This window comes from Streptomyces sp. NBC_00654 (assembly GCF_026341775.1).
GTDB lineage: Bacteria > Actinomycetota > Actinomycetes > Streptomycetales > Streptomycetaceae > Streptomyces.
The window spans coordinates 905,934-926,238 of record NZ_JAPEOB010000002.1 but is presented as its reverse complement, the minus strand read 5'-3'; the positions used below and the strand labels follow the sequence as shown (position 1 = coordinate 926,238).

The window sequence follows — 20,305 nt, the reverse complement described above, 5'->3', positions numbered from 1 at the left end:
CTCCTTCTCTACGGCCGGGTCCACGTGGACCTCGCACGCAACGCGAGTGCGCGCTGTCCGGGTGCCTGAGCACCTACGGCCACGTACGCCACTCACGCAGAAGGACACTTCCATGACGGCTTCGCCCGATCTCGCCACCACCCGCACCGCCTCGCCCGACCTTCTCCGCTCCGTCTTCAGGCAGCACGCCGCGGGCGTCGCTGTGATCACCGCGGCCGGCGACTCCCCGGTCGGCTTCACCGCCACGTCGCTCAACTCCGTCGCCGCCGAACCGCCGCTCGTCTCCTTCGGCGTGGGCGTCTCCTCCTCCAGCTGGCCGGTGATCGCCGAGGCCGAATTCGTCGGCGTCCACATACTCGGTGAGCACCAGGAGGAGCTGGCCGCCAGGTTCGCGCGGAGCGGGTCCGACCGGTTCGGCCCGGCCACCGACTGGCGCAGCGGCCCCGAAGGCGTACCGGTGCTGGGCGGGGTGTCGGCCTGGCTGGTGTGCCGTGTGGTCGCCCGTGTCCCCGCCGGGGACCACCGCATCGTGATCGCTCGGGCGGAGGCCGGTGACCCGGCCGGAGGCGGCCGTCCGCTGGTCTACCACCAGGGGCGTTTCACGGCTCTGCGAGACTGAGAACGCGCAGGCGGCGCAGGGGGCGCACCGCGTTGGCAACGTCACAGTGCGGAGCGCTTGCCCGCGCGTGGAACACTGGGTGTACTGGCGAGTAATATTTCGTTCGGAGCGTCGGTCGCCCCGACCGGAAACCGCCCCAAAAGGCGCCTATGCTGCGTGCAACAAGGCAGCCCGGAAAAGACGATGCAGTAGGAGAGCCGGCGTGAGCTTGAGGATCGTTGTCTGTGTGAAGTATGTGCCCGACGCGACCGGTGACCGGCGTTTCGCCGATGACCTGACGGTGGACCGTGAGGATGTCGATGGTCTGTTGTCGGAGCTGGACGAGTACGCGGTCGAGCAGGCGTTGCGGATCGCGGACGGGGTGGACGGGGCTGAGGTGACCGTGCTGACGGTGGGTCCCGAGGACGCGAAGGACGCGTTGCGCAAGGCGTTGTCGATGGGTGCGGACCGGGCTGTTCATGTGGAGGACGACGCTCTGCACGGTACGGACGCGATGGGGACGTCGCTGGTGCTGGCGAAGGCGGTCGGGCGGGCGGGGTTCGATCTGGTGATCTGTGGGATGGCGTCGACGGACGGCACGATGGGTGTGCTGCCGGCGTTGCTCGCGGAGCGGCTGGGGGTGGCTCAGGTGACGTTGTTGTCGGAGGTGTCGGTCGGGGACGGTGCGGTGCGGGGGCGTCGGGACGGTGACACGGCCAGTGAGGTGCTGGAGGCGTCGTTGCCGGCGGTGGTGTCGGTGACCGACCAGTCGGGCGAGGCGCGGTATCCGTCGTTCAAGGGGATCATGGCGGCGAAGAAGAAGCCGGTGGAGTCGCTGGATCTGGATGATCTGGGGATCGGCGCGGACGAGGTCGGTCTGGGGGGTGCGTGGACGGTCGTGGACGCGGCGGTGGAGCGTCCGGCGCGGACGGCGGGCACGGTCGTGAAGGACGAGGGTGAGGGCGGCAGGCGGCTGGCCGAGTTCCTCGCGGGCCGGAAGTTCATCTGACGCGCTCCTCGCCCGCCGTGTCCGGCCGGTTGTGCCGGTTGTGCCGGTCCGGTTGATCTGGTTGATCCGGTTGGTCTGGTTGGTCTGGTTGGTCCGGCCGGGTCGTGCGGTGGGTGGTGTGTGTGTTCCTCTACCTGTTTCTTCGTATGTGCGGGAGATCTTGTCATGGCTGAAGTTCTGGTTTTTGTCGATCATGTGGACGGTGCGGTCCGTAAGCCCACGCTGGAGCTGCTGACGCTGGCGCGGCGGCTGGGTGATCCGGTGGCGGTGGCGGTGGGTGCCGGTGCGGCCGGGACGGCGGGGGTGCTCGCGGAGCACGGTGCGGTGCGGGTGCTGACCGCGCAGGGTCCGGAGTTCGCGGATTATCTGGTGGTGCCGCGGGTCGACGCGCTGGTGGCGGCGTTCGGGGCGGTGTCGCCGGTGGCGGTGCTGCTGCCGTCGTCGGCGGAGGCGAAGGAGATCGCGGCGCGGGTCGCGGTGCGTACGGGTTCGGGGATCATCACGGACGCGGTGGACGTGGAGGCGGGCGAGGCGGGTCCGGTCGCGGTGCAGTCCGCGTTCGCGGCGTCGTTCACGACGCGGTCGCGGGTCGTGAAGGGGGTTCCGGTGATCACGGTGAAGCCGAACTCGGCGCCGGTCGAGGCGGCTCCGGCCGCGGGTGCGGTCCAGGAGCTGGCGGTGGAGTTCTCGGACCTGTCGACGGCGGCGCGGGTGCTGTCGCGGACGCCGCGGGAGTCGACGGGGCGTCCCGAGCTGACCGAGGCCGCGATCGTGGTGTCCGGCGGCCGGGGGGTGAACGGGGCGGAGAACTTCCCGCTGATCGAGGCGCTCGCGGACTCCCTCGGCGCGGCGGTCGGTGCCTCGCGTGCCGCGGTCGACGCCGGGTGGTACCCGCACTCCAGCCAGGTCGGGCAGACCGGCAAGTCGGTCTCCCCGCAGCTGTACATCGCTTCCGGGATCTCCGGCGCGATCCAGCACCGGGCCGGGATGCAGACCTCGAAGACGATCGTCGCGATCAACAAGGACGCCGAGGCCCCGATCTTCGACCTCGTCGACTACGGGATCGTCGGAGACCTCTTCGACGTCGTGCCCCAGCTCACCGAGGAGATCAACACCCGCAAGGGCTGACCCCCACCACACACGCAACACACACGTACCACCACAACAGCACCACCCACAGCACCACCCCGGCCGGGGCCGCACGGTGACACCCACCGCGCGGCCCCGGCCCCGTTCCGGACACCATTGACGCAGGTTCGACGGCCTTATAGCTTCACTATGCGGATTCTTGATTCCGTGAAGCGGAATATGTGAGCGTGGAGGGTACGGGAATGGGTCAGCAGGAGCAGGTGGCAACGAGCCTCGCCGGTACGGTCAGCGAGGCCATCAGCGCCTCCCTCACGGCGGTGGACGCGGAACTCGCCCGCCGCTACCCGGGTGACCCCGGCACCCGCCAGCCCGTGCACACCGTCTACGTCCCCGGTGACGTGTTCACCGCCGGCACCATTCGTTCCTGGGGAGACAGGGCGCTGGAGGCCCTCGACACCCACGCTCCCGACGCCGCCTCCTTCGCCGCCGTCCTCGGCATTCCGGAGGACCTGGCCGGGCCCGTCCACGACCGCGTACGCGCCAAGCTGGAGCGCGAGCCCGTCGAGGACCTGCGCATCGACTTCGAGGACGGCTACGGCCCGCGCTCCGACGCCGAGGAGGACGAGGCCGCGGCCCGCGCCGCACAGCTCGTCTCGCAGGCGTACGCGGACGGCACCGCGGCCCCGTACATGGGGATCCGGATGAAGTGCATGGAGGCCGCCGTACGGGACCGCGGAATCCGTACCACGGATGTGTTCCTCACCGGACTGATGCGGGCCGGCGGGCTGCCCGACGGGCTCGTGCTGACGCTGCCGAAGGTGACGTACCCGGAACAGGTCACCGCGTTCGTCCGCCTTCTCGAAGCCTTCGAGGAGGCCCATGGCCTCGACGCCGGCCGGCTCGGTTTCGAGATCCAGATCGAGACCAGTCAGTCGATCCTCGCCGCCGACGGCACCGCCGCCGTGGCCCGCATGATCGACGCCGCTGGGGGCCGGGCGACCGGTCTGCACTACGGCACCTTCGACTACAGCGCCTGCGTCGGTGTCAGCGCCGCGTACCAGGCCAGTGACCATCCGGCCGCCGACCACGCCAAGGCGGTCATGCAGGTCGCCGCCGCGGGCACCGGCGTGCGCGTCTCCGACGGCTCCACCAACGTCCTGCCCGTCGGTCCCACCCCTCAGGTCCACGACGCCTGGAGGCTCCACTACGGACTCACCCGCCGTGCCCTGGCCCGCGCCTACTACCAGGGCTGGGACATGCACCCGGGGCATCTGCCCACCCGCTACGCGGCCGTCTACACCTTCTACCGCGAGGGCCTGGAACAGGCCGCGGCCCGCCTCGCCGCGTACGTCGCCAAGGCGGGCGGCGACGTCATGGACGAACCGGCCACCGCCAAGGCGCTCAGCGGCTACCTGCTGCGCGGCATCGACTGCGGCGCCCTGGACACCGCCGAGGTCGCCCGGCTCACCGGTCTCACCCGCGCGGACCTCGACGCCTTCGCCTCGCCGCGCCGGGGCGGGCTGACGGTCACCGCGCCCTGAGGGCCGTCCCGCGGGCGTTCTCCGGGACACGCCGGACGGTGCCGGGCAACGCCGGACGGCTTCCGGCGGGGCCGGACGGCTTCAGGCGGGCGGCAGTTCGCCGGAGCCGCGTGCGATGAGCGTCGTCGGGAGCTCCACCCGGACCGGGGCGTGGTCGACGCCGTCCAGGCGGCGGAACAGATGCTCGGCGGCGGTGCGGCCCACTGCCGCCGCGTCCTGCGAGATGACGGTGATGCCGAGCAGATCGGCCAGCTCGATGTCGTCGAAGCCGACCAGGGCCACGGGGCGTTCCCGCTCCGCCAGGACGCGTACCGCGGTCACCGTCACCCGGTTGTTGCCCGCGAACAGCGCGGTGACCGGTTCCGGTCCGGCGAGCATCCTCTCGGCCGCCGCCCGGACCCGCCCGGGGTCGGTGGAGCCGAGCGAGACCCAGCCGTCCTCGACCTCGACGCCCGCGTCCGCCATCGCCGCGTGGTAGCCGCGCAGTCGCTCGGTGGCCGTGTGGATACGGGGCTGGTCGCCGATGAAGCCGATCCTCCGGTGGCCGTGCGCGATCAGATGGGCGACGCCTTCGCGGGCGCCGCCGAAGCTGTCCGAGAGGACCATGTCGGCGTTGATCCGGCCCGCCGGGCGGTCCACGAAGACCGTGGCGATGCCCGCCTTCATCTCCGGCTCCAGATACCGGTGGTCGTCGCCCGCGGGGATCACGATCAGACCGTCCACACGGCGGGCGCACAGCGCGAGGACGAGTTCCTGCTCGCGCTCGGGGTCCTCGGCGCTCGAACCGTTGATCAGGAGCGCGCCGTGCGCGCGGGCCACCTCCTCCACCGCGCGGCTCAGCGGGCCGTAGAAGGGGTCGGCGAGGTCTTCCAGGACCAGGCCGATGGAGGCGGTGCGGCCCTTGCGCAGGACGCGCGCGCTGTCGTTGCGGCGGAAGCCGAGAGCGTCGATCGCCTCCTGGACCCGGCGTTCGGTGTCGGGGGTGACACCCGGTTCGCTGTTCACCACCCGCGAGACCGTCTTGAGGCCCACTCCGGCGCGGGCCGCCACGTCCTTCATGGTCGGCCGGTTGCCGTAGCGGGGCTCGGAGTGACGGGTGGTCTCGGCCACGTGCGCTGTCCTGTCGTCGATAAGGTCGGGTCCGGCGGGTCCGGGCGGTCCCGTGAAAGGTGCCGGGAGGGGCCGGAAGGCTGTGGCGTCGAGCATAGGCCCTGGACAACGTTGTCAGCAGAATGGAGACTGTGCAGACCATCGACCGAACTCGCAGGTCCCGCCCCTTCACTTCACCCGGAGAGCCCACACCGATGCATACCGACCTCGTCGCCGCGCTCGACATCGGAGGCACCAAGATCGCCGGTGCGCTGGTGGACGGCGGCGGAACCCTTCTCGTACGGGCGCAACGGCCGACGCCCGCCCGGCGGGATGCCGAGACGGTGATGGGCGCCGTCGGTGAGGTGCTGTCCGAACTGATGGCGTCGCCGCTGTGGAGCCGGGCGGCCTCCGTCGGGATCGGCAGCGCGGGCCCCGTGGATGCCTCGGCCGGTACGGTGAGCCCGGTCAACGTCCCGTGCTGGCGGGACTTTCCGCTGGTGGAGCGGGTGCACAAGGCGACCGGGGGACTGGTCGTCACACTCGTCGGCGACGGGGTGGCGATGACTGCGGCCGAGCACTGGCTCGGTGCGGCGCGCGGCTACGACAACGCGCTCTGCCTCGTGGTGTCCACGGGCGTCGGCGGTGGTCTGGTCCTCGGCGGCAGACTGCACCCGGGCCCCACGGGCAACGCCGGTCACATCGGTCACCTCAGTGTGGACCTGGACGGTGACCCGTGCCCGTGCGGCTCCCGCGGCTGCGTCGAACGCCTCGCCAGCGGGCCGAACATCGCCCGCCGGGCCCTGGAGAGCGGCTGGAGCCCCGGCCCGGACGGCGATGTCACAGCCGCCGCCGTGGCCGCCGCCGCCCGTGCCGGGGACCCGGTCGCCGTCGCCTCGTACGAGCGGGCGGCCCAGGCACTGGCCGCCGGGATCGCCGCTACCGCCACGCTCGTCGAGATCGGGATCGCGGTGATCGGCGGAGGCGTGGCCGGTGCGGGAGACGTGCTCTTCGCCCCCCTGCGCCGGTCCCTGCGTGACTACGCCACGCTCTCGTTCGTCCGTCAGCTCGTGGTGGCGCCCGCCGTGATGGGGACGGACGCGGGGCTGGTGGGAGCCGCGGCCGCCGCCGCGACGGCCGCGCGACGGCCGACGGCCCCCTGACTTCCGGGGGGTGCCCGGTTCGTCAGGCCGGACACCCCCCGGACGATTCCCGGCGCTCCCGCGGCCGGCCGGCGGGCCGGCACCGGAGGGAACCCGTCCCCGGCGGCGGCCCCGGTCCCCGGCTCCCTGGCCGCGGGCTCCGACGACGCCCGGCAGCCCGCCGTTACGGCGCTCCGGGAGCCGGGCCTCGTACAGTGGTACGCCCGGCAACGGGCATCCGGCCGCCACGTCCCGGCAACGGCATCGCCACATCGGGGTTTCCGCGGCAGGGTGTTGCGGGCAAGCCACAGGGGGCTACGGAAGAGGGGGAACCGTGATCGTCTGGGTCAACGGTGCGTTCAGTGCGGGCAAGACGAGCGCCGCGTGCGAACTGATCGATCTGATCCCGAACAGCACGTTGTACGACCCCGAGCTGACCGGCGCCGGGCTGCGCGGCCTGCTGCCCCAGAAGAAGCTGGCCGAGGTGAGCGACTTCCAGGACCTGCCGATCTGGCGGCGGCTGGTGGTGGACACGGCGGCCGCGTTGCTCGCCGAGGTGCCGGGGGTGCTCGTGGTGCCGATGACGCTCCTGCGCCAGGAGTACCGCGACGAGATCTTCGGCGGGTTCGCCTCCCGGCGCATTCCTGTGTGCCATGTACTGCTCTCACCTGAGGAAACGATCCTTCGAAGCCGGATCGCGGGCCGGGAGGAAGTGCCGGCCGACCCCGAGCACAGCGAACGCGTCCGACGGTGGGCATATGAGCACATCGACCCCTATCTGGCGGCCCTCGACTGGATCGAGGCGGACGCCCACACGATCGACACCAGCGCGCTCACCCCGTACGAGACGGCCGAGCGGATCGCCGAGGCGGTACGCACCGGAGCGGCCGGGGCGTGCGAGATAGTCCAGACCCCCGATCCGACCGCGGAGACCGTCGCGTCCGGAGTCCTGCTCTTCGACGAACAGGACCGTGTCCTGCTCGTCGATCCCACCTACAAGCCGGGCTGGGAGTTCCCCGGCGGAGTGGTGGAGGCGGGGGAGGCTCCGGCGCAGGCGGGGATGCGGGAGGTCGCGGAGGAGATAGGGATCCGGCTGGACCGGGTGCCGAAACTCCTGGTGGTCGACTGGGAGTCGCCGAAGCCGCCCGGCTACGGGGGGCTGCGCTTCCTCTTCGACGGTGGCCTGCTGCGCGGTGAGGACGCCGCGCATCTGCTGCTTCCGGGGTCGGAGCTGCGCGGCTGGCGGTTCGTCACCGAGGCGGAGGCGGCGACGATGCTGCCGCCCACCCGCTACGAGCGGCTGCGCTGGGCGCTGCGGGCACGCGAACGGTCGGTCGTGCTCAATCTGGAGGCCGGCGTGCCGGTGGGCTGAGGGGCCGGGGCGCGGGTGGGCCGGGGCGCGGGGAGCACGCCCCGCACCCCGCACCCCGGCCGGACACGAAGGGCTCTAGGGCGTGTGCCGAAAGTGGCGCCGTCCGCCCGAAGGGCGGGGCTCACGGCGTCCGGTGCGTGCGATCGCACGGCGGAGGAGTGTCCTCGTACTGGACGTACAAGGACACCCCGACAACGCCGACAACGCGGACAACGCGGCGAGCGTGCGTGGCGGGCGTCGCGAGCCAGGCGGGACTTTCGGCACACTCCCTAACCCTTCTTGGACTCCGCGTAGTTGCGCAGGAAGAGCGCCTCGGCCACCGAGAGACGTTCCAGTTCCTCCGGGGACACGCTCTCGTTCACCGCGTGGATCTGGGCCTCGGGCTCGCTGAGACCGATCAGCAGGATCTCCGCCTCCGGGTACAGGCTCGCGAGCGTGTTGCACAGCGGGATCGAGCCGCCCATGCCGGAGGACTGCATCTCCTCGCCCGGGTACGCGTCCCGCATGGCGTCGGCCATCGACGTGTACGCCGGGCTCGTGATGTCGGCGCGGAACGGCTGGCCCTGGCCCACCTGTTCCACCAAGACCCTCGCTCCCCAGGGGGCGTGCGACTCCAGATGGGCGGTCAGCAGCTTCGTCGCCTCGGCGGCGTCCTGGCCGGGCGGCACCCGCAGGCTCACCTGCGCGCGGGCGCTCGCCTGGAGGGACGGCGTGGCACCGACCACGGGCGGGCAGTCGATGCCGATGACCGTGACGGCGGGACGCGCCCAGATCCGGTCCGCGACACTCCCCGTACCGATCAGTTCCACACCGTCCAGGACCTTCGCGTCCTTGCGGAACTCCGCCTCCGGGTACTGCAGCCCCTCCCACTCCGTGTCCGTGGTGAGACCGTCGACCGTCGTCGTGCCGTCCTCGGCGCGCAGCGAGGCCAGCAGCTGGATCATGGCCGCCAGCGCGTCCGGGGCCGCGCCGCCGAACTGCCCCGAGTGCAGGTTCCCTTCGAGCGTGTCGAGCTTCACCCGCAGCATCGTCATCCCGCGCAGTGTCGCGGTGACGGTCGGCAGCCCGACACGGAAGTTACCGGTGTCGCCGATGACGATCGTGTCGGCGGCCAGCAGTTCGGGGTGCGCCTCCGCGTACCGCTCCAGGCCGCCGGTGCCCTGCTCCTCCGAACCCTCGGCGATCACCTTCACGGAGACCGGCACGCCGCCGTTCGCCTTGAGCGCGCGCAGCGCGAGCAGATGCATGATGAACCCGCCCTTGCAGTCGGCCGCGCCCCGGCCGAACCAGCGGCCGTCGCGCTCCGTCAGCTCGAACGGCGGGGAGAGCCAGGCGGACTCGTCCAGCGGCGGCTGCACATCGTAGTGCGCGTAGAGCAGCACGGTCGGCGCACCGGCCGGGCCGGGCAGGAAGCCGTAGACGGACTGGGTTCCGTCGGGGGTGTCGAGCAGGGCGACGTCCTGGAAGTCCTCGGCGCGCAGTGCCGAGGCGACCCATTCGGCCGCCGCTTCGCACTCGCTCTTCGGGAACTGGGCGGGGTCCGCCACCGACCGGAACGCCACCAGTTCGGCCAGCTCCGTCCTGGCGCGGGGCATCAGCGAGGCGACGGTCTCGGAAATCGGACGGGCGGTCATGGGCACGCTCCTCGTGGGTGCGACGTTATGAATACGGCGCGGTGTGTACGCGACCGTGGGCGACGCCTTTTGTCCGGCGTTGTTCGTACGACGAAATCATGGCCGATCCTCCCACAGAGGGGCTTGGCCGAATCGCGCCGTAGGATGCCGTGAGCAGCTTGGGGCCACTGGTTGATCGGGAGCAGAAGCACATCGTGAGCAGCGAGAACGCAGACGCCGGACGTGAGTCGGAAGAGCCGTCCATTTCGGAGGAATCGTCCGTTCCGGAGGAGTCGTCCGTGTGGGACGTCGTCGTGGTCGGCGCGGGTCCGGCCGGAGCATCGGCGGCATACGCGGCCGCTGTCGCGGGCCGACGGGTGCTGCTGCTGGAGAAGGCGGAACTGCCCCGCTACAAGACCTGCGGCGGCGGAATCATCGGGTACTCCCGCGATTCGCTGCCTCCGGGCTTCGAACTGCCCCTCAGGGACCGCATCCACGCGGTGACGTTCTCGCTCAACGGGAAGCTGTCGCGTACACGCCGGTCCAAGCGCATGCTCTTCGGGCTCATCAACCGCTCCGAGTTCGACGCGGGTCTGGTCGAGGAGGCGCAGAAGGCCGGCGCCGAACTGCGCACCGGAGTCGCGGTGGCGCGGGTGGAGCAGCACGGTCCCGCCGTCCCCGACCGGCGCACCGTCGCCGTGGTGCTGGCCGGGGGCGAGACCGTGCTCGCGCGGGCCGTCGTCGGCGCGGACGGCAGTGCGGGCCGGATAGGGGCTCATGTCGGGGTCAAGCTCGACCAGGTGGACCTCGGGCTGGAGGCGGAGATCCCCGTCCCGGCGACGGTGGCGGAGGACTGGGCGGGGCGGGTGCTCATCGACTGGGGCCCGCTGCCCGGGAGTTACGGCTGGGTGTTCCCCAAGGGCGAGACCCTGACCGTCGGGGTGATCTCGGCGCGCGGTGACGGCGCGGGGACCAAGCGGTATCTGGAGGACTTCATCGCCCGGCTCGGCCTCGCCGGGTTCGAGCCGGAGATCTCCTCCGGCCATCTGACCCGCTGCCGCAGCGACGACTCCCCGCTGTCGCGCGGCCGGGTCGTGGTGTGCGGCGACGCGGCGGGGCTGCTGGAGCCGTGGACGCGGGAGGGCATCTCCTTCGCGCTGCGCTCCGGACGGCTCGCCGGTGAGTGGGCGGTGCGGATCGCCGAGTCCCACGACGCGGTGGACGCCCGCAGGCAGGCCCTCAACTACGCCTTCGCCATCAAGGCCGGGCTGGGCGTGGAGATGGGCGTCGGACGGCGCATGCTGAGGCTGTTCGAGCGCCGCCCCGGACTGCTGCACGCGGTGCTGACCGGTTTCCGGCCCGCCTGGAACGCGTTCGCCGGCATCACCCGGGGCACCACGTCCCTGGCCGAGCTCGTCCGTACGCACCCGCTGGCGCAGCGCGCGCTGAGCGCGATGGACCGGTAGAGGCTGTCCCGCGGGGCGTGAGCTGGAAGTCCGGCCGCCCGCCCGGACGACGTACTCCCCGGGGAGTACGGGCGACCACCACGCCCGGCGGACGCCCGCGCGGCGGTGGCCCGTCTAGCGTTGCCGTCATGGACGAACAGCAGCCATCACGCACGGGCGGTGCTCCCCCCGGGGGCCGCGGGGGCGCACCGCACTGGCCGGCGGTCCTGGGGGAGCGGTCCGCCGCCGGGCTGCCCTGGCCCTCGACGGCCGCGCTGCTGGTGTTCGTCATGGTCGGCACGGGCTTCGCGGCGCACGGCCAGGACCGGCAGCCGGTGGACCTCTTCGCGCGGCTGCTGCTGTTCGTCGCGGTCGCGGTGCTGCTGGTGCGCCACCGGCACCCCGTGGTGGCCGTCGCCACGACCTCCGCCGTGACCCTGCTCTACATGGGGGCGGGTTATCCGTACGGACCGGTCTTCGTCGCCGTCGCCGTGGGCTGCTTCGGCGCCATCGTGTCCGGGCACCGCAAGGCGGCCTGGTGGTCGCTCGGCGGACTGTGGGCCGGCCATGTGCTGGTGGGCCACTGGCTCTACCGGTGGCTGCCGCCCGCCGGGGACGGCGCCGCCCCCTGGGGGCAGGAGGCGTTCATCGCCGCCTGGGTTCTCGCCATCGCCGCCGCCGCCGAACTGCTGCGGGTACGCCGCGAACAATGGGCGGCGGCCAGGGCACAACGGCAGGCCGCGGAGCAGCGGCGGGCCGACGAGGAACGGCTGCGCATGGCCCGCGAACTCCACGATGTGCTCGCCCACAGCATCTCCGTCATCAATGTGCAGGCCGGTGTGGGGCTCGCGCTGCTCGACTCCGATCCCGAGCAGGCCCGCACCGCGCTCATCACCATCAAGGGGGCCAGCAAGGAGGCGCTCGGCGAGGTGCGCCAGGTCCTGGCCGGCCTCCGTACGCCCGGCGAGGCCCCCCGCGCCCCGGCCCCGGGACTGGGCCATCTGCCCGAACTCGTGGAGCAGGCGGCGAGCGCCGGTCTCACCGTCACCGTCGAGACCGGGGGCGTGCGCGCGGCCGTCCCGCCCAGCACCGACCTGGCCGCTTTCCGGATCGTGCAGGAGGCCCTGACCAACGTCGTACGGCACTCGGGTTCCCGCACCGCACTGGTCCGGATCGGATACGGCACCGGGCGCCTGAGGCTCCGTGTCGACGACGAAGGACCGGCGACCGGCGGCGACGCGGGCGGCAGCGGCAACGGACTCGTGGGGATGCGGGAGCGGGCGGCGGCGCTCGGTGGCACGATCGAGGCGGGCCCCCGGCCCGGCGGCGGCTTCCGGGTGCGGGCGGAACTCCCGCTGGCCGCCACCGAGCCGGACCGTGCCGCCCCGCCCCGGGACCCCGGGGCACACCCGGAGGAGACCCCGTGATCCGTGTCCTGCTCGCCGATGACCAACTGCTGGTCCGGGCCGGCTTCCGGGCGCTGCTGGACGCCCAGCCGGACATCGAGGTGGTCGGGGAGGCGGCCGACGGGGAGGAAGCGGTCCGGCTGGTGCGCGAGCTGCGGCCCGACACCGTGCTGATGGACATCCGGATGCCCCGCCTGGACGGCCTGGCCGCCACCCGGCGGATCACCGGGGACCCCGGGCTCGGCGAGGTGAAGGTGGTCATGCTCACCACCTTCGAACTGGACGAGTACGTCTTCGAGGCGATCCGGTCCGGGGCCTCCGGCTTTCTCGTCAAGGACACCGAGCCCGAGGAACTGCTGCGCGCGGTACGGGCGGTGGTGGGCGGGGACGCCCTGCTGTCGCCCGGAGTGACGCGCCGGCTGATCGCGGAGTTCGCCGCCCGGTCCAAGGAACCCGCGGCGGCCACCGCCCTCGGCCGGCTCACGGAACGGGAGCGGGAGGTGATGGCGCTGGTCGGTATCGGGCTGTCGAACGAGGAGATCGCCCGCAGGCTCGTGGTCAGCCCGCTCACGGCCAAGACCCATGTGAGCCGCACCATGGTCAAGCTGGGCGCCCGCGACCGGGCCCAGCTCGTCGTGCTCGCCTATGAGTCGGGGCTCGTACGGCCCGGTTGGCTGGGCTGAGCGTCGGGCACCCTGCGGCCCTCCGCCGGACGCGGGAAACGCCGGAGCACATGGACGACCCGGGCGAGGAACACCACGGCGGCGGCCCCCACGGCGATCTTGAACAGCAGATGCTCGCCGGTGCGCGTGAGATCGAGGAACATGGCCGGTACGTAGATGCCCGCGCAGGTGACCGCGGCGACCGCGACACCGCTCACCACCGCGTAACCGATCTCGATGGTGATGGCGTCCCGGTCTGCCTGTGTGCGTCGCCCCATACCCGGATTCTCACAGGGGTGCCGGACGGCGGCAAGGGACCCCCGGGTGCCGCGCGCCGGCTCCGCGTCGCTCCTCGTGGAGCTTCAGGTGACCGCGGAGCGGTCCGCCCACAGCCGCGCCACCGCGCGGTCGCCGGTCAGGGTGACGGCGGAGAGCGGCAGCCGGTTCCACAGCGTCAGATAGATCCCCTCGGCCGTCCCGCGCAACTCGCAGTCGGCGGGCGGCAGGTGGCCGCTCCCGTGCTCCCGTACCGCCGTCGGCGGCTCGGCGGACAGCCGTACGGTCCACACCGCGTCCGTCCGTCCCCCGGCTCCGTCGGCCGCGTCCGTGGCCCACAGCCGCAGGGTGCGCGGAGTGCCGGTGCGCACCTTGCTCGTGGAGCGGGCATGGAACCCGGTCAGCAACTCGTCGATGCCGTCCAGCGCGTGCTCCGCGGTCACCGGCGTGAGCGGCCCGCCGAGCGCCGACTCGGCGTCGACCCGGTGCACCGTGGTCTCGTGCAGCTGACGGCGCGCCCAGAACGCCAGGGGTGAGGGCGCGGGCAGGAACGTCCAGCAGTCGAGGTCGGCGGGTGCGGCTTCCAGGGCTTCGACCAGATGGCGATGGCCCGCGCGGAACCAGTCGAGCAGTTCCTCCCCGTCGAGATCCGGCTCACCGTCGCCGGGGCGGTACTTCCTGTGTCCCTCGGTCACCAGATCCGCCGCCCAGCGGTGCACCATGCCGGTGTGCCGCACCAGATGACGTACCTGCCAGCCGGGGCAGGTGGGGACCGAGGCGCCCGGACCCGCCGCTCCGGCCGCCGCCGCGAGCAGACGGCCTTCCGCGGCCAGGGCCGCGATGTTCTCCGAGATCGCCATGAGGCCGATTGTGCCAGGGGCCCGGCGGCTCGGGGGAGCAGGTTTCAGACGCCCTGAGGGTGCGCGGACCGGGCCCCGCCGCCCCGGCGCAGCAGCCGAGCGAACCAGCCGAGCGCCAGCGACTGCACCAGTACCGACACCACGAGGGCGAGATACATGAACCAGGCGGGCCCGCCCGACTCCGCCCCCGCCAGGGAGCTGCCGACGAAGAAGACGAACACGGTCGGCGCGGCCAGCAGGAACAGCCAGACTCCGGCGAACGAGGCGTCGTCGTGCGAGACGAACAGGGTGTCCACGGTCACGAAGACCGCTGCCGCGAGCACCAGGGCGAGGTAGCACAGTGAGGCGGCGTTGCCGAAGGTCAGCCGGACCAGTGCGCGCAGGTGCGGGTGGTTGACGAGCTGGTTCTTCACTGAGGGCTCCCGGGTGAATGGTCGAGACCTCCATCGTGCGCCGGGACAGCCGGTCCGGCCTGAGTACACCTACTCAATCGCTCACGTGTACGCACGCTCAGGTGTGTGTCGCGTTGCGGGCGCCGTAGCCCAGCGCGGCGGCCGCGGCGGCCAGCAGGGCCACGGTCGTCAGAGCCACCGGCAGGGAGGACCAGTCGGCCAGGAAGCCGATCGCGGGCGGACCCAGCAGCATTCCGCCGTAGCCGAGCGTCGAGGCGGCGGCGACCCCGCTCGGCCCTGCCAGCTCCCCGGCCCGGCTCACCGCGACGGGGAAGATATTGGCGAGACCCAGGCCCGTGACGGCGAAGCCGGCGAGGGCGAGCCAGGTGGCCGGCGCGAGCGCGCCGAGCAGCATTCCGGCCGCGGCGATCGCGCCGCCCATGACGAGCGTCCGGGTCTGGCCGAGCCGTTCGAGCAGCGTGGTGCCGGTGAGCCTGCCGATGGTCATGGCCAGGGCGAAGAGCGAGTATCCGGCTGCGGCCAGACCGGGGTGGGCGTGGAGATCCTGTTCCAGGTGCAGCGCGCCCCAGTCGGCGAGCGCGCCCTCGCCGTACGCGGTGCACAGGGCGATCACCCCGAAGAGCAGGACGACCCGGCGGGCCCGTCCGTCCAGCCGCCGATTCGGGGCCGAAGGGGTGCGCGGGGCGGCGGGCGCCGCGGAGCGCGAGGGGTGGCGCAGCAGCACCGGCCCCACGGCGGCGGTGACGACCAGCCCGACTCCGGTCAGGACGAAGAGGTGCGTGGCGGGCGAGAGTCCGCCCGCGACCAGCCCGCCGAGCCCGGCGCCGATCATCCCGCCGAGGCTGAACGCGGCGTGGAAGCTCGGCATCACCGGTCGTCGCAGGGCGGCGACCAGATCGACCGCGGCGCTGTTCATCGCCACGTTCATGCCGCCGTAGGCGGCGCCGAAGACCAGCAGCACCAGGCCGAGCGAGGTCGCCGAATGGGTCTGCGCGGGAAGCGCGATGCTCAGGGAGAGGAGGACTCCGCAGACCACGGTGACGGCATGGCTGCCGTAGCGGCGGCAGAGCCGGCCGGTGAGCATCATGGTGATCACCGCACCCGCCGAGACGCCCAGCAGGGCGAGTCCCAGGGTGGAGGCGGAGGCGCCGGTCTGCTGCTTGATGGCCGGGATACGGACCACCCAGCCGGCGAAGAGGAAACCGTCGAGGGCGAAGAACACGGTCAGCGCGGTACGGAGGCGGGCCGACGAGGGTGGGGCGGTGTCTTCGCCGAGTCCCCCCGTCAGGGCCGTCCGCAGTTTGTTTAGTTGCGGCACAAACTCAGCATAGGGGCGCGCGGCCGAGGGACGCAAGACAGTTGCCGGGGGCGCCCGGCGATGCGTGGGCGGACAGCGGGGGAGTGGCGGTCACCGGTCCCCGGGGCGTCGGCAATGCCTCCGGATCATGGGAGACTCGCCCCCATGAACGGCAAGGTGACCACCACCCGGACGAAGTTGGAGAGGGGCCGCAGCGCGCTCGGGCCCGCCCTGGAGCTGGTCCACACCGGACGCGCGCCCACCCGCGCCGTGCTCACCTCGGAGCTCGGTGTCACCCGTGCCACCGCCGGCGCGGTCGCCGCGGAACTGGAAGCGCTCGGGCTCATCCGGGTCGACTCCAGCCCCGGTTCCGCGGCCGGTTCGCAGGGCCGCCCCTCGCACCGGCTGGCCGTCCGCGAGACCGGACCGGTCGCCCTCGCCGCCCAGGTGCACGCGGACGGCTTCCGTGCCGCACTCGTCGGGCTCGGCGGCCGGATCGTCGCCACCGCACCGGGCTGTGTCGCCGTGATGGCCGACCCCGCGCAGGTGCTCGGGGAGGTCGTCGGGGAGGGCGCCCGGCTGCTGCGAGAGAGCGGGCTGCGCTGCGTCGGCGCCGGGCTCGCCGTGCCCTCGGCGGTGGCCGAACCCGAGGGCACGGCCCTCAACCCGCTCCACATCGCCTGGCCCGCGGGATCGCCGGTCCGCGAGATCTTCGCCTCGTGCGTACGCGAGGCGGGCATCACCGCCCCCGCGTTCACCGGCAACGACGTCAACCTCACCGCGCTCGCGGAGCACCGGCACGGCGCGGGGCGCGGGGCGCAGCATCTGCTCTGCGTCGCCACCGGACACCGCGGTGTCGGCGGCGCCCTGGTGCTCGACGGCCGCCTGCACAGCGGGAGTTCGGGGCTCGCCCTGGAAGTGGGGCATCTCACGGTGAACCCGGAGGGGCGCCCCTGTCACTGCGGCGGACGTGGCTGCCTCGACGTCGAAACGGATCCGCTGGCCTTTCTCACCGCCGCCCGCCGGGAGCCGGGGCCGGAGGAGTCACTGCTGAAGCAGGCCGGAAACCTGCTGCGTACGGAGTACGAGGACGCCGACGTGCGGAACGCCGCCGAGGAGCTGATCGACCGGCTCGGTCTCGGCCTCGCCGGTCTGGTCAACATCCTCAACCCGGACCGCATCATCCTGGGCGGGCTGCACCGGGACCTGCTCGAAGCCGACCCGGAGCGGCTGCGCGCCGTCGTCGCCGACCGCAGCCTCTGGGGGCGCAGCGGCAGTGTGCCGATCCTGTCCTGCACCCTCTCCCACAACAGCCTGGTGGGCGCCGCCGAGCTGGCCTGGCAGCCGGTGCTCGACGACCCGCTCGCCGCCCTCGCCTGACCGCTCCCGTGCGGTACGGAGGACGAGGGGGAGCGGGCCGCGGACTGCCACGTCGACCGGGAGCGGCGGGAGGGAGGGGGGCGGGGGAGCAGCCGGGAGTGCGCCGACTGCTCCCGAGGGGGTACACACACTGCCGCCGGCCGTACGACGCCCCGGACCCCCTGCCGGGGACATTCTCGTAAGCGTCAGGAAAGCACGACAACACCCCCTGCACGAGGGAGCTGACCGAAGATGAACACCCTGGCGTACAACGGCGGACCCGGACCCTGGATCCTCCTCTTCCCGATCATTTGGGCGGCGGTCGTCGTCGGCGCCGTCACCCTGCTGCGGCGCACCGTGTGGCGCGGCCGACGCGGCCCCTGGCAGGCCGCCCGGCCCCTGCACAACGCTCCCGGCGAGCCCTCGCCGATAGCCCTGCTGGGCCGCCGCTTCGCGACGGGCGAGATCGACGAGGACGAGTACTGGCGCCGGCTCTCCGTCCTGGACGAGCAGTTCGGCCCCGCCTCCAAGGGCGGTGCGGTATGACGGAAGACCGCGCGTAGCGGATGGAGCGGCCGGAGCGGCCCGCCCGACGGCGGGCCGCTCCCCGTGCGGTCAGCCGACGACGGCGGGCCGTACGGGGACCGCGACCGCCGCTGCGGGGCCGGTGCGCTCGGCACCGAACGGCCCGTCGGTCATCGACCCGTACACCGGGAGCGGTGGCAGGGTGGAGGTGTCGGACGGCGCCGGCAAGGTGAACCAGACGGCCTTGCCGGACCGGCCGCTCGGCCGTACACCCCAGCTCTCGCTGACCGCGGCGATCAGGGCCAGGCCCCGGCCCGAGGTGGCGAAGGAGTCCGCGTCGTTCACGGTGGGCAGCCGTGGGTCGTGGTCGTGGACGGAGACCGTCAGCCGGTCGAGCAGCAGCTCGATCTCGACGGTGCATGACTTGTCCGGCTGTGCGTGCCGGTGGACATTGGTCAGCAGTTCGGTGACGCCCAGTGCTGCCTGGTCGATCAGAGGATCGAGATGCCAGTAGCGCAGTTGCGCCGAGATGATTCTGCGGACCTGACCGATCCGCGACGGCAGGGCCTGGAGCTCCACCGTGCAGTGCCTGCTTGGCTCGCTGATCACGGCTGCGACTCCCCGAAATAGGTCCGGAAGAAGACGAAGGAACGGATCCAGCATGTGGCTGGCTGCTGTTTCTGGTCTGCTTTTGCTGGGACTGCTGGGACTGCTGGGACTGCTGGGACTGCTGCGCGTCCTGAATGCTGCCGGCCGGCGGACTGGATCACAGTGTCACCACCGGTACACCATCAGTGACGTATCTCCAGAGTGGACCAGGGGTTACCGCGCCGCAACTCGCGGTGCCCGGCCGACGGATCCCCGCCGGCCGCCCTTCACCTCCTCCGGCCCGCTCGGGCCGTCGCCGGGCCTCGCCGGCTCCGGCTCAGCCGCGTCGGCCACCCGTGCTGCCCAGCACCTCCAGGAACCGGCTCACGGGAGCCGCGCCGTCCCGCAGGTGGCTGCGCTGGCCCATCGTCAGCCTGTACCGCACCCCGTTGACCCGCGCGATCGCCGAATCGGCGGCCGCGAACCAGCGTTTGCCCGCACTCACCGTCCCCAGCGGGGCGCTGTCGATCTCGCGCCCATTGCTCGTCAGAAGAGCCACCCGGCCGTCCTTGACGATCACCTGTCCGGCATTGGTGAGCGACCTGGTCCATCGCTCGATCCTGACCCCGGTCGCACTGAACTCGACGTCCGCCATTGTGGCTTCGCCCCCCTTCGTACCGACTCCTGCTTGGGCAGTCTGCCCAAACCGAGCCGGATTCGCCAGGTGGCATCCGGACCGAATCGCGCTCCGGCGGCGTCGCGCGCCACAACCGCCCCACCGGTCAACACCAAGGCAGTGCTATGGGTCATCAAAGTCAATGTTTGCGCAGGTGGGGGGAATATCGTGGTGGGTGGGCAACAGCGATGACACGAGGAGGCACGCGCTGATGGACACCAGTGAGCACGGGCGTGACAGTGGGGCCACGGCGACCCTGGACATCGACCGCAGCGACCCGGAGTACCGGGCCTGGCTCAAGGAAGCCGTACGCAAGGTCCAGGCCGACGCGAACCGCTCGGCCGACACCCATCTGCTGCGCTTCCCGCTGCCCGAGCAGTGGGGCATCGACCTCTACCTCAAGGACGAGTCCACACACCCCACGGGCAGTCTCAAGCACCGGCTGGCCCGTTCCCTGTTCCTCTACGGGCTCTGCAACGGCTGGATCCGCCGGGGCAAGCCGGTCATCGAGGCGTCCAGCGGCTCGACCGCCGTCTCGGAGGCGTACTTCGCGAAACTGATCGGCGTGCCGTTCATCGCCGTGATGCCGCGCACCACCAGCCCGGAGAAGTGCCGCCTGATCGAATTCCACGGCGGACAGTGCCACTTCGTCGACGCGTCGTGGAAGATCTACGAGGAGTCCGCGGCTCTCGCCGCCGAGACCGGTGGACACTACATGGACCAGTTCACCTACGCGGAGCGGGCCACCGACTGGCGGGGCAACAACAACATCGCGGAGTCGATCTACCAGCAGCTGCGGCTGGAGCGGTATCCGGAACCCGCCTGGATCGTCGCCACGGCCGGGACCGGCGGCACCTCGGCGACCATCGCCCGCTACGTCCACTACATGCAGCACGACACCCGGATCTGTGTGCCCGACCCGGAGAACTCCTGTTTCTTCGACGGCTGGACCCAGCACAACCCGCTGGCCACCAGCGACTGCGGCTCCCGTATCGAGGGCATCGGCAGGCCCCGTATGGAGCCGAGCTTCGTGCCGGGCGCCATCGACCGGATGATGAAGGTGCCCGACGCCGCCAGCGTCGCCGCCGTACGCGCGCTGGAGCGTGCTATCGGACGAAAGGCGGGCGGTTCGACGGGCACCGGCCTGTGGAGCGCGCTCAAGCTGGTCGCCGAGATGGTGGAGCAGGGGCGCACCGGCAGCATCGTCACGCTGCTCTGCGACCCGGGCGACCGCTACCTCGACAAGTACTACTCCGACAGCTGGCTGAGGGAACAGGGCCTGGACATCGCCCCGTACACCGAGACCATCGAGCGATTCCTCGGTACGGGAAGCTGGTCCGGCTGA

The 20,305-nt window shown here is 72.1% G+C and carries 20 protein-coding genes; 12 read left to right on the top strand and 8 right to left on the bottom strand.

Features of this window, described 5'->3' with window-relative positions; translation table 11 throughout:
- Positions 1–112 precede the first annotated feature (112 nt).
- The 4 genes from OHA98_RS24340 (at position 113) to OHA98_RS24325 (ending at position 4,237) form a co-directional block, all read left to right on the top strand.
- Entirely contained in the window at positions 113–619 is a 507-nt protein-coding gene (locus tag OHA98_RS24340) for a flavin reductase family protein (RefSeq protein ID WP_266928868.1), read from the top strand.
- A gap of 202 nt (positions 620–821) precedes the next feature.
- On the top strand, positions 822–1,607 hold the full coding sequence (locus tag OHA98_RS24335; RefSeq protein WP_266925412.1) for an electron transfer flavoprotein subunit beta/FixA family protein: 786 nt from the start codon (positions 822–824) through the stop codon (positions 1,605–1,607).
- A gap of 165 nt (positions 1,608–1,772) precedes the next feature.
- Positions 1,773–2,735 (top strand): electron transfer flavoprotein subunit alpha/FixB family protein, encoded by a 963-nt coding sequence (locus tag OHA98_RS24330; protein ID WP_266925410.1) that lies wholly within the window; start codon positions 1,773–1,775, stop codon positions 2,733–2,735.
- Between the two features lie 203 nt (positions 2,736–2,938).
- Complete coding sequence (locus tag OHA98_RS24325; protein ID WP_266928867.1) at positions 2,939–4,237, top strand: aldolase/citrate lyase family protein; 1,299 nt, start codon at positions 2,939–2,941, stop codon at positions 4,235–4,237.
- Between the two features lie 81 nt (positions 4,238–4,318).
- Here OHA98_RS24325 and OHA98_RS24320 read toward each other — a convergent pair whose 3' ends face one another.
- Positions 4,319–5,347: a LacI family DNA-binding transcriptional regulator gene (locus OHA98_RS24320; RefSeq protein WP_266928866.1), complete on the bottom strand. Its 1,029-nt coding sequence runs from the start codon at positions 5,345–5,347 to the stop codon at positions 4,319–4,321.
- 194 nt (positions 5,348–5,541) lie between these two features.
- On the opposite strand from OHA98_RS24320, the gene OHA98_RS24315 reads away from it, so the two are divergent.
- Positions 5,542–6,489, top strand: a complete 948-nt coding sequence (locus OHA98_RS24315) for an ROK family protein (RefSeq protein ID WP_266928865.1) — start codon at positions 5,542–5,544, stop codon at positions 6,487–6,489.
- 313 nt (positions 6,490–6,802) lie between these two features.
- Positions 6,803–7,840, top strand: a complete 1,038-nt coding sequence (locus OHA98_RS24310; RefSeq protein WP_266928864.1) for an NUDIX domain-containing protein — start codon at positions 6,803–6,805, stop codon at positions 7,838–7,840.
- Between the two features lie 269 nt (positions 7,841–8,109).
- Here the strand turns inward: OHA98_RS24310 and OHA98_RS24305 are convergent, their stop codons facing one another.
- Positions 8,110–9,474, bottom strand: a complete 1,365-nt coding sequence (locus OHA98_RS24305; RefSeq protein ID WP_266928863.1) for a dipeptidase — start codon at positions 9,472–9,474, stop codon at positions 8,110–8,112.
- 278 nt (positions 9,475–9,752) lie between these two features.
- On the opposite strand from OHA98_RS24305, the gene OHA98_RS24300 reads away from it, so the two are divergent.
- From OHA98_RS24300 to OHA98_RS24290, 3 genes are all read left to right on the top strand, one after another.
- On the top strand, positions 9,753–10,919 hold the full coding sequence (locus OHA98_RS24300) for a geranylgeranyl reductase family protein (protein WP_323179668.1): 1,167 nt from the start codon (positions 9,753–9,755) through the stop codon (positions 10,917–10,919).
- Between the two features lie 128 nt (positions 10,920–11,047).
- The gene (locus OHA98_RS24295; protein WP_266928861.1) at positions 11,048–12,325 is read left to right on the top strand and encodes a sensor histidine kinase; all 1,278 of its coding nucleotides are present in this window, start codon (positions 11,048–11,050) and stop codon (positions 12,323–12,325) included.
- The gene (locus tag OHA98_RS24290; protein WP_266928860.1) at positions 12,322–12,987 is read left to right on the top strand and encodes a response regulator transcription factor; all 666 of its coding nucleotides are present in this window, start codon (positions 12,322–12,324) and stop codon (positions 12,985–12,987) included. The genes OHA98_RS24295 and OHA98_RS24290 overlap by 4 nt, the downstream gene beginning before the upstream one ends.
- Here the strand turns inward: OHA98_RS24290 and OHA98_RS24285 are convergent.
- The 4 genes from OHA98_RS24285 to OHA98_RS24270 all read right to left on the bottom strand — a co-directional run bounded on the left by OHA98_RS24285 (position 12,948) and on the right by OHA98_RS24270 (position 15,737).
- The gene (locus OHA98_RS24285) at positions 12,948–13,244 is read right to left on the bottom strand and encodes a DUF6332 family protein (RefSeq protein ID WP_266928859.1); all 297 of its coding nucleotides are present in this window, start codon (positions 13,242–13,244) and stop codon (positions 12,948–12,950) included. The two genes, OHA98_RS24290 and OHA98_RS24285, sit on opposite strands and share 40 nt — an antisense overlap.
- An 84-nt stretch (positions 13,245–13,328) precedes the next feature.
- Entirely contained in the window at positions 13,329–14,102 is a 774-nt protein-coding gene (locus OHA98_RS24280; protein ID WP_266928858.1) for a maleylpyruvate isomerase family mycothiol-dependent enzyme, read from the bottom strand.
- A 44-nt stretch (positions 14,103–14,146) separates the two neighbouring features.
- A complete protein-coding gene (locus OHA98_RS24275) occupies positions 14,147–14,515 on the bottom strand; it encodes an SCO4225 family membrane protein (RefSeq protein WP_266928857.1) in 369 nt (122 codons plus the stop codon).
- A gap of 97 nt (positions 14,516–14,612) precedes the next feature.
- The gene (locus OHA98_RS24270) at positions 14,613–15,737 is read right to left on the bottom strand and encodes an MFS transporter (protein WP_266930886.1); all 1,125 of its coding nucleotides are present in this window, start codon (positions 15,735–15,737) and stop codon (positions 14,613–14,615) included.
- A gap of 240 nt (positions 15,738–15,977) precedes the next feature.
- Here OHA98_RS24270 and OHA98_RS24265 point away from each other — a divergent pair, with 240 nt between their 5' ends.
- The gene (locus OHA98_RS24265) at positions 15,978–17,192 is read left to right on the top strand and encodes an ROK family protein (protein WP_266928856.1); all 1,215 of its coding nucleotides are present in this window, start codon (positions 15,978–15,980) and stop codon (positions 17,190–17,192) included.
- Between the two features lie 231 nt (positions 17,193–17,423).
- Positions 17,424–17,717, top strand: a complete 294-nt coding sequence (locus tag OHA98_RS24260) for an SHOCT domain-containing protein (protein WP_266928855.1) — start codon at positions 17,424–17,426, stop codon at positions 17,715–17,717.
- 69 nt (positions 17,718–17,786) lie between these two features.
- On the opposite strand, the gene OHA98_RS24255 is transcribed toward OHA98_RS24260, so the two are convergent.
- Positions 17,787–18,305 carry an ATP-binding protein gene (locus OHA98_RS24255; RefSeq protein ID WP_266928854.1) on the bottom strand — a complete coding sequence of 173 codons (519 nt, stop codon included), beginning with the start codon at positions 18,303–18,305 and terminating at the stop codon, positions 17,787–17,789.
- A gap of 316 nt (positions 18,306–18,621) precedes the next feature.
- Positions 18,622–18,939, bottom strand: a complete 318-nt coding sequence (locus OHA98_RS24250; protein ID WP_266928853.1) for a hypothetical protein — start codon at positions 18,937–18,939, stop codon at positions 18,622–18,624.
- Positions 18,940–19,171: 232 nt separating this feature from the next.
- Between OHA98_RS24250 and OHA98_RS24245 the strand changes: the two genes are divergently transcribed.
- A complete protein-coding gene (locus tag OHA98_RS24245; RefSeq protein ID WP_266928852.1) occupies positions 19,172–20,305 on the top strand; it encodes a PLP-dependent cysteine synthase family protein in 1,134 nt (377 codons plus the stop codon).

Coding starts and splice junctions, on each gene's coding strand:
- OHA98_RS24250 (WP_266928853.1), bottom strand. CDS start 18,939: ATGGCGGACGTCGAGTTCAGTGCGACCGGGGTCAGGATCGAGCGATGG.
- OHA98_RS24295 (WP_266928861.1), top strand. CDS start 11,048: ATGGACGAACAGCAGCCATCACGCACGGGCGGTGCTCCCCCCGGGGGC.
- OHA98_RS24340 (WP_266928868.1), top strand. CDS start 113: ATGACGGCTTCGCCCGATCTCGCCACCACCCGCACCGCCTCGCCCGAC.
- OHA98_RS24325 (WP_266928867.1), top strand. CDS start 2,939: ATGGGTCAGCAGGAGCAGGTGGCAACGAGCCTCGCCGGTACGGTCAGC.
- OHA98_RS24315 (WP_266928865.1), top strand. CDS start 5,542: ATGCATACCGACCTCGTCGCCGCGCTCGACATCGGAGGCACCAAGATC.
- OHA98_RS24265 (WP_266928856.1), top strand. CDS start 15,978: ATGAACGGCAAGGTGACCACCACCCGGACGAAGTTGGAGAGGGGCCGC.
- OHA98_RS24260 (WP_266928855.1), top strand. CDS start 17,424: ATGAACACCCTGGCGTACAACGGCGGACCCGGACCCTGGATCCTCCTC.
- OHA98_RS24280 (WP_266928858.1), bottom strand. CDS start 14,102: ATGGCGATCTCGGAGAACATCGCGGCCCTGGCCGCGGAAGGCCGTCTG.
- OHA98_RS24285 (WP_266928859.1), bottom strand. CDS start 13,244: ATGGGGCGACGCACACAGGCAGACCGGGACGCCATCACCATCGAGATC.
- OHA98_RS24245 (WP_266928852.1), top strand. CDS start 19,172: ATGGACACCAGTGAGCACGGGCGTGACAGTGGGGCCACGGCGACCCTG.
- OHA98_RS24330 (WP_266925410.1), top strand. CDS start 1,773: ATGGCTGAAGTTCTGGTTTTTGTCGATCATGTGGACGGTGCGGTCCGT.
- OHA98_RS24305 (WP_266928863.1), bottom strand. CDS start 9,474: ATGACCGCCCGTCCGATTTCCGAGACCGTCGCCTCGCTGATGCCCCGC.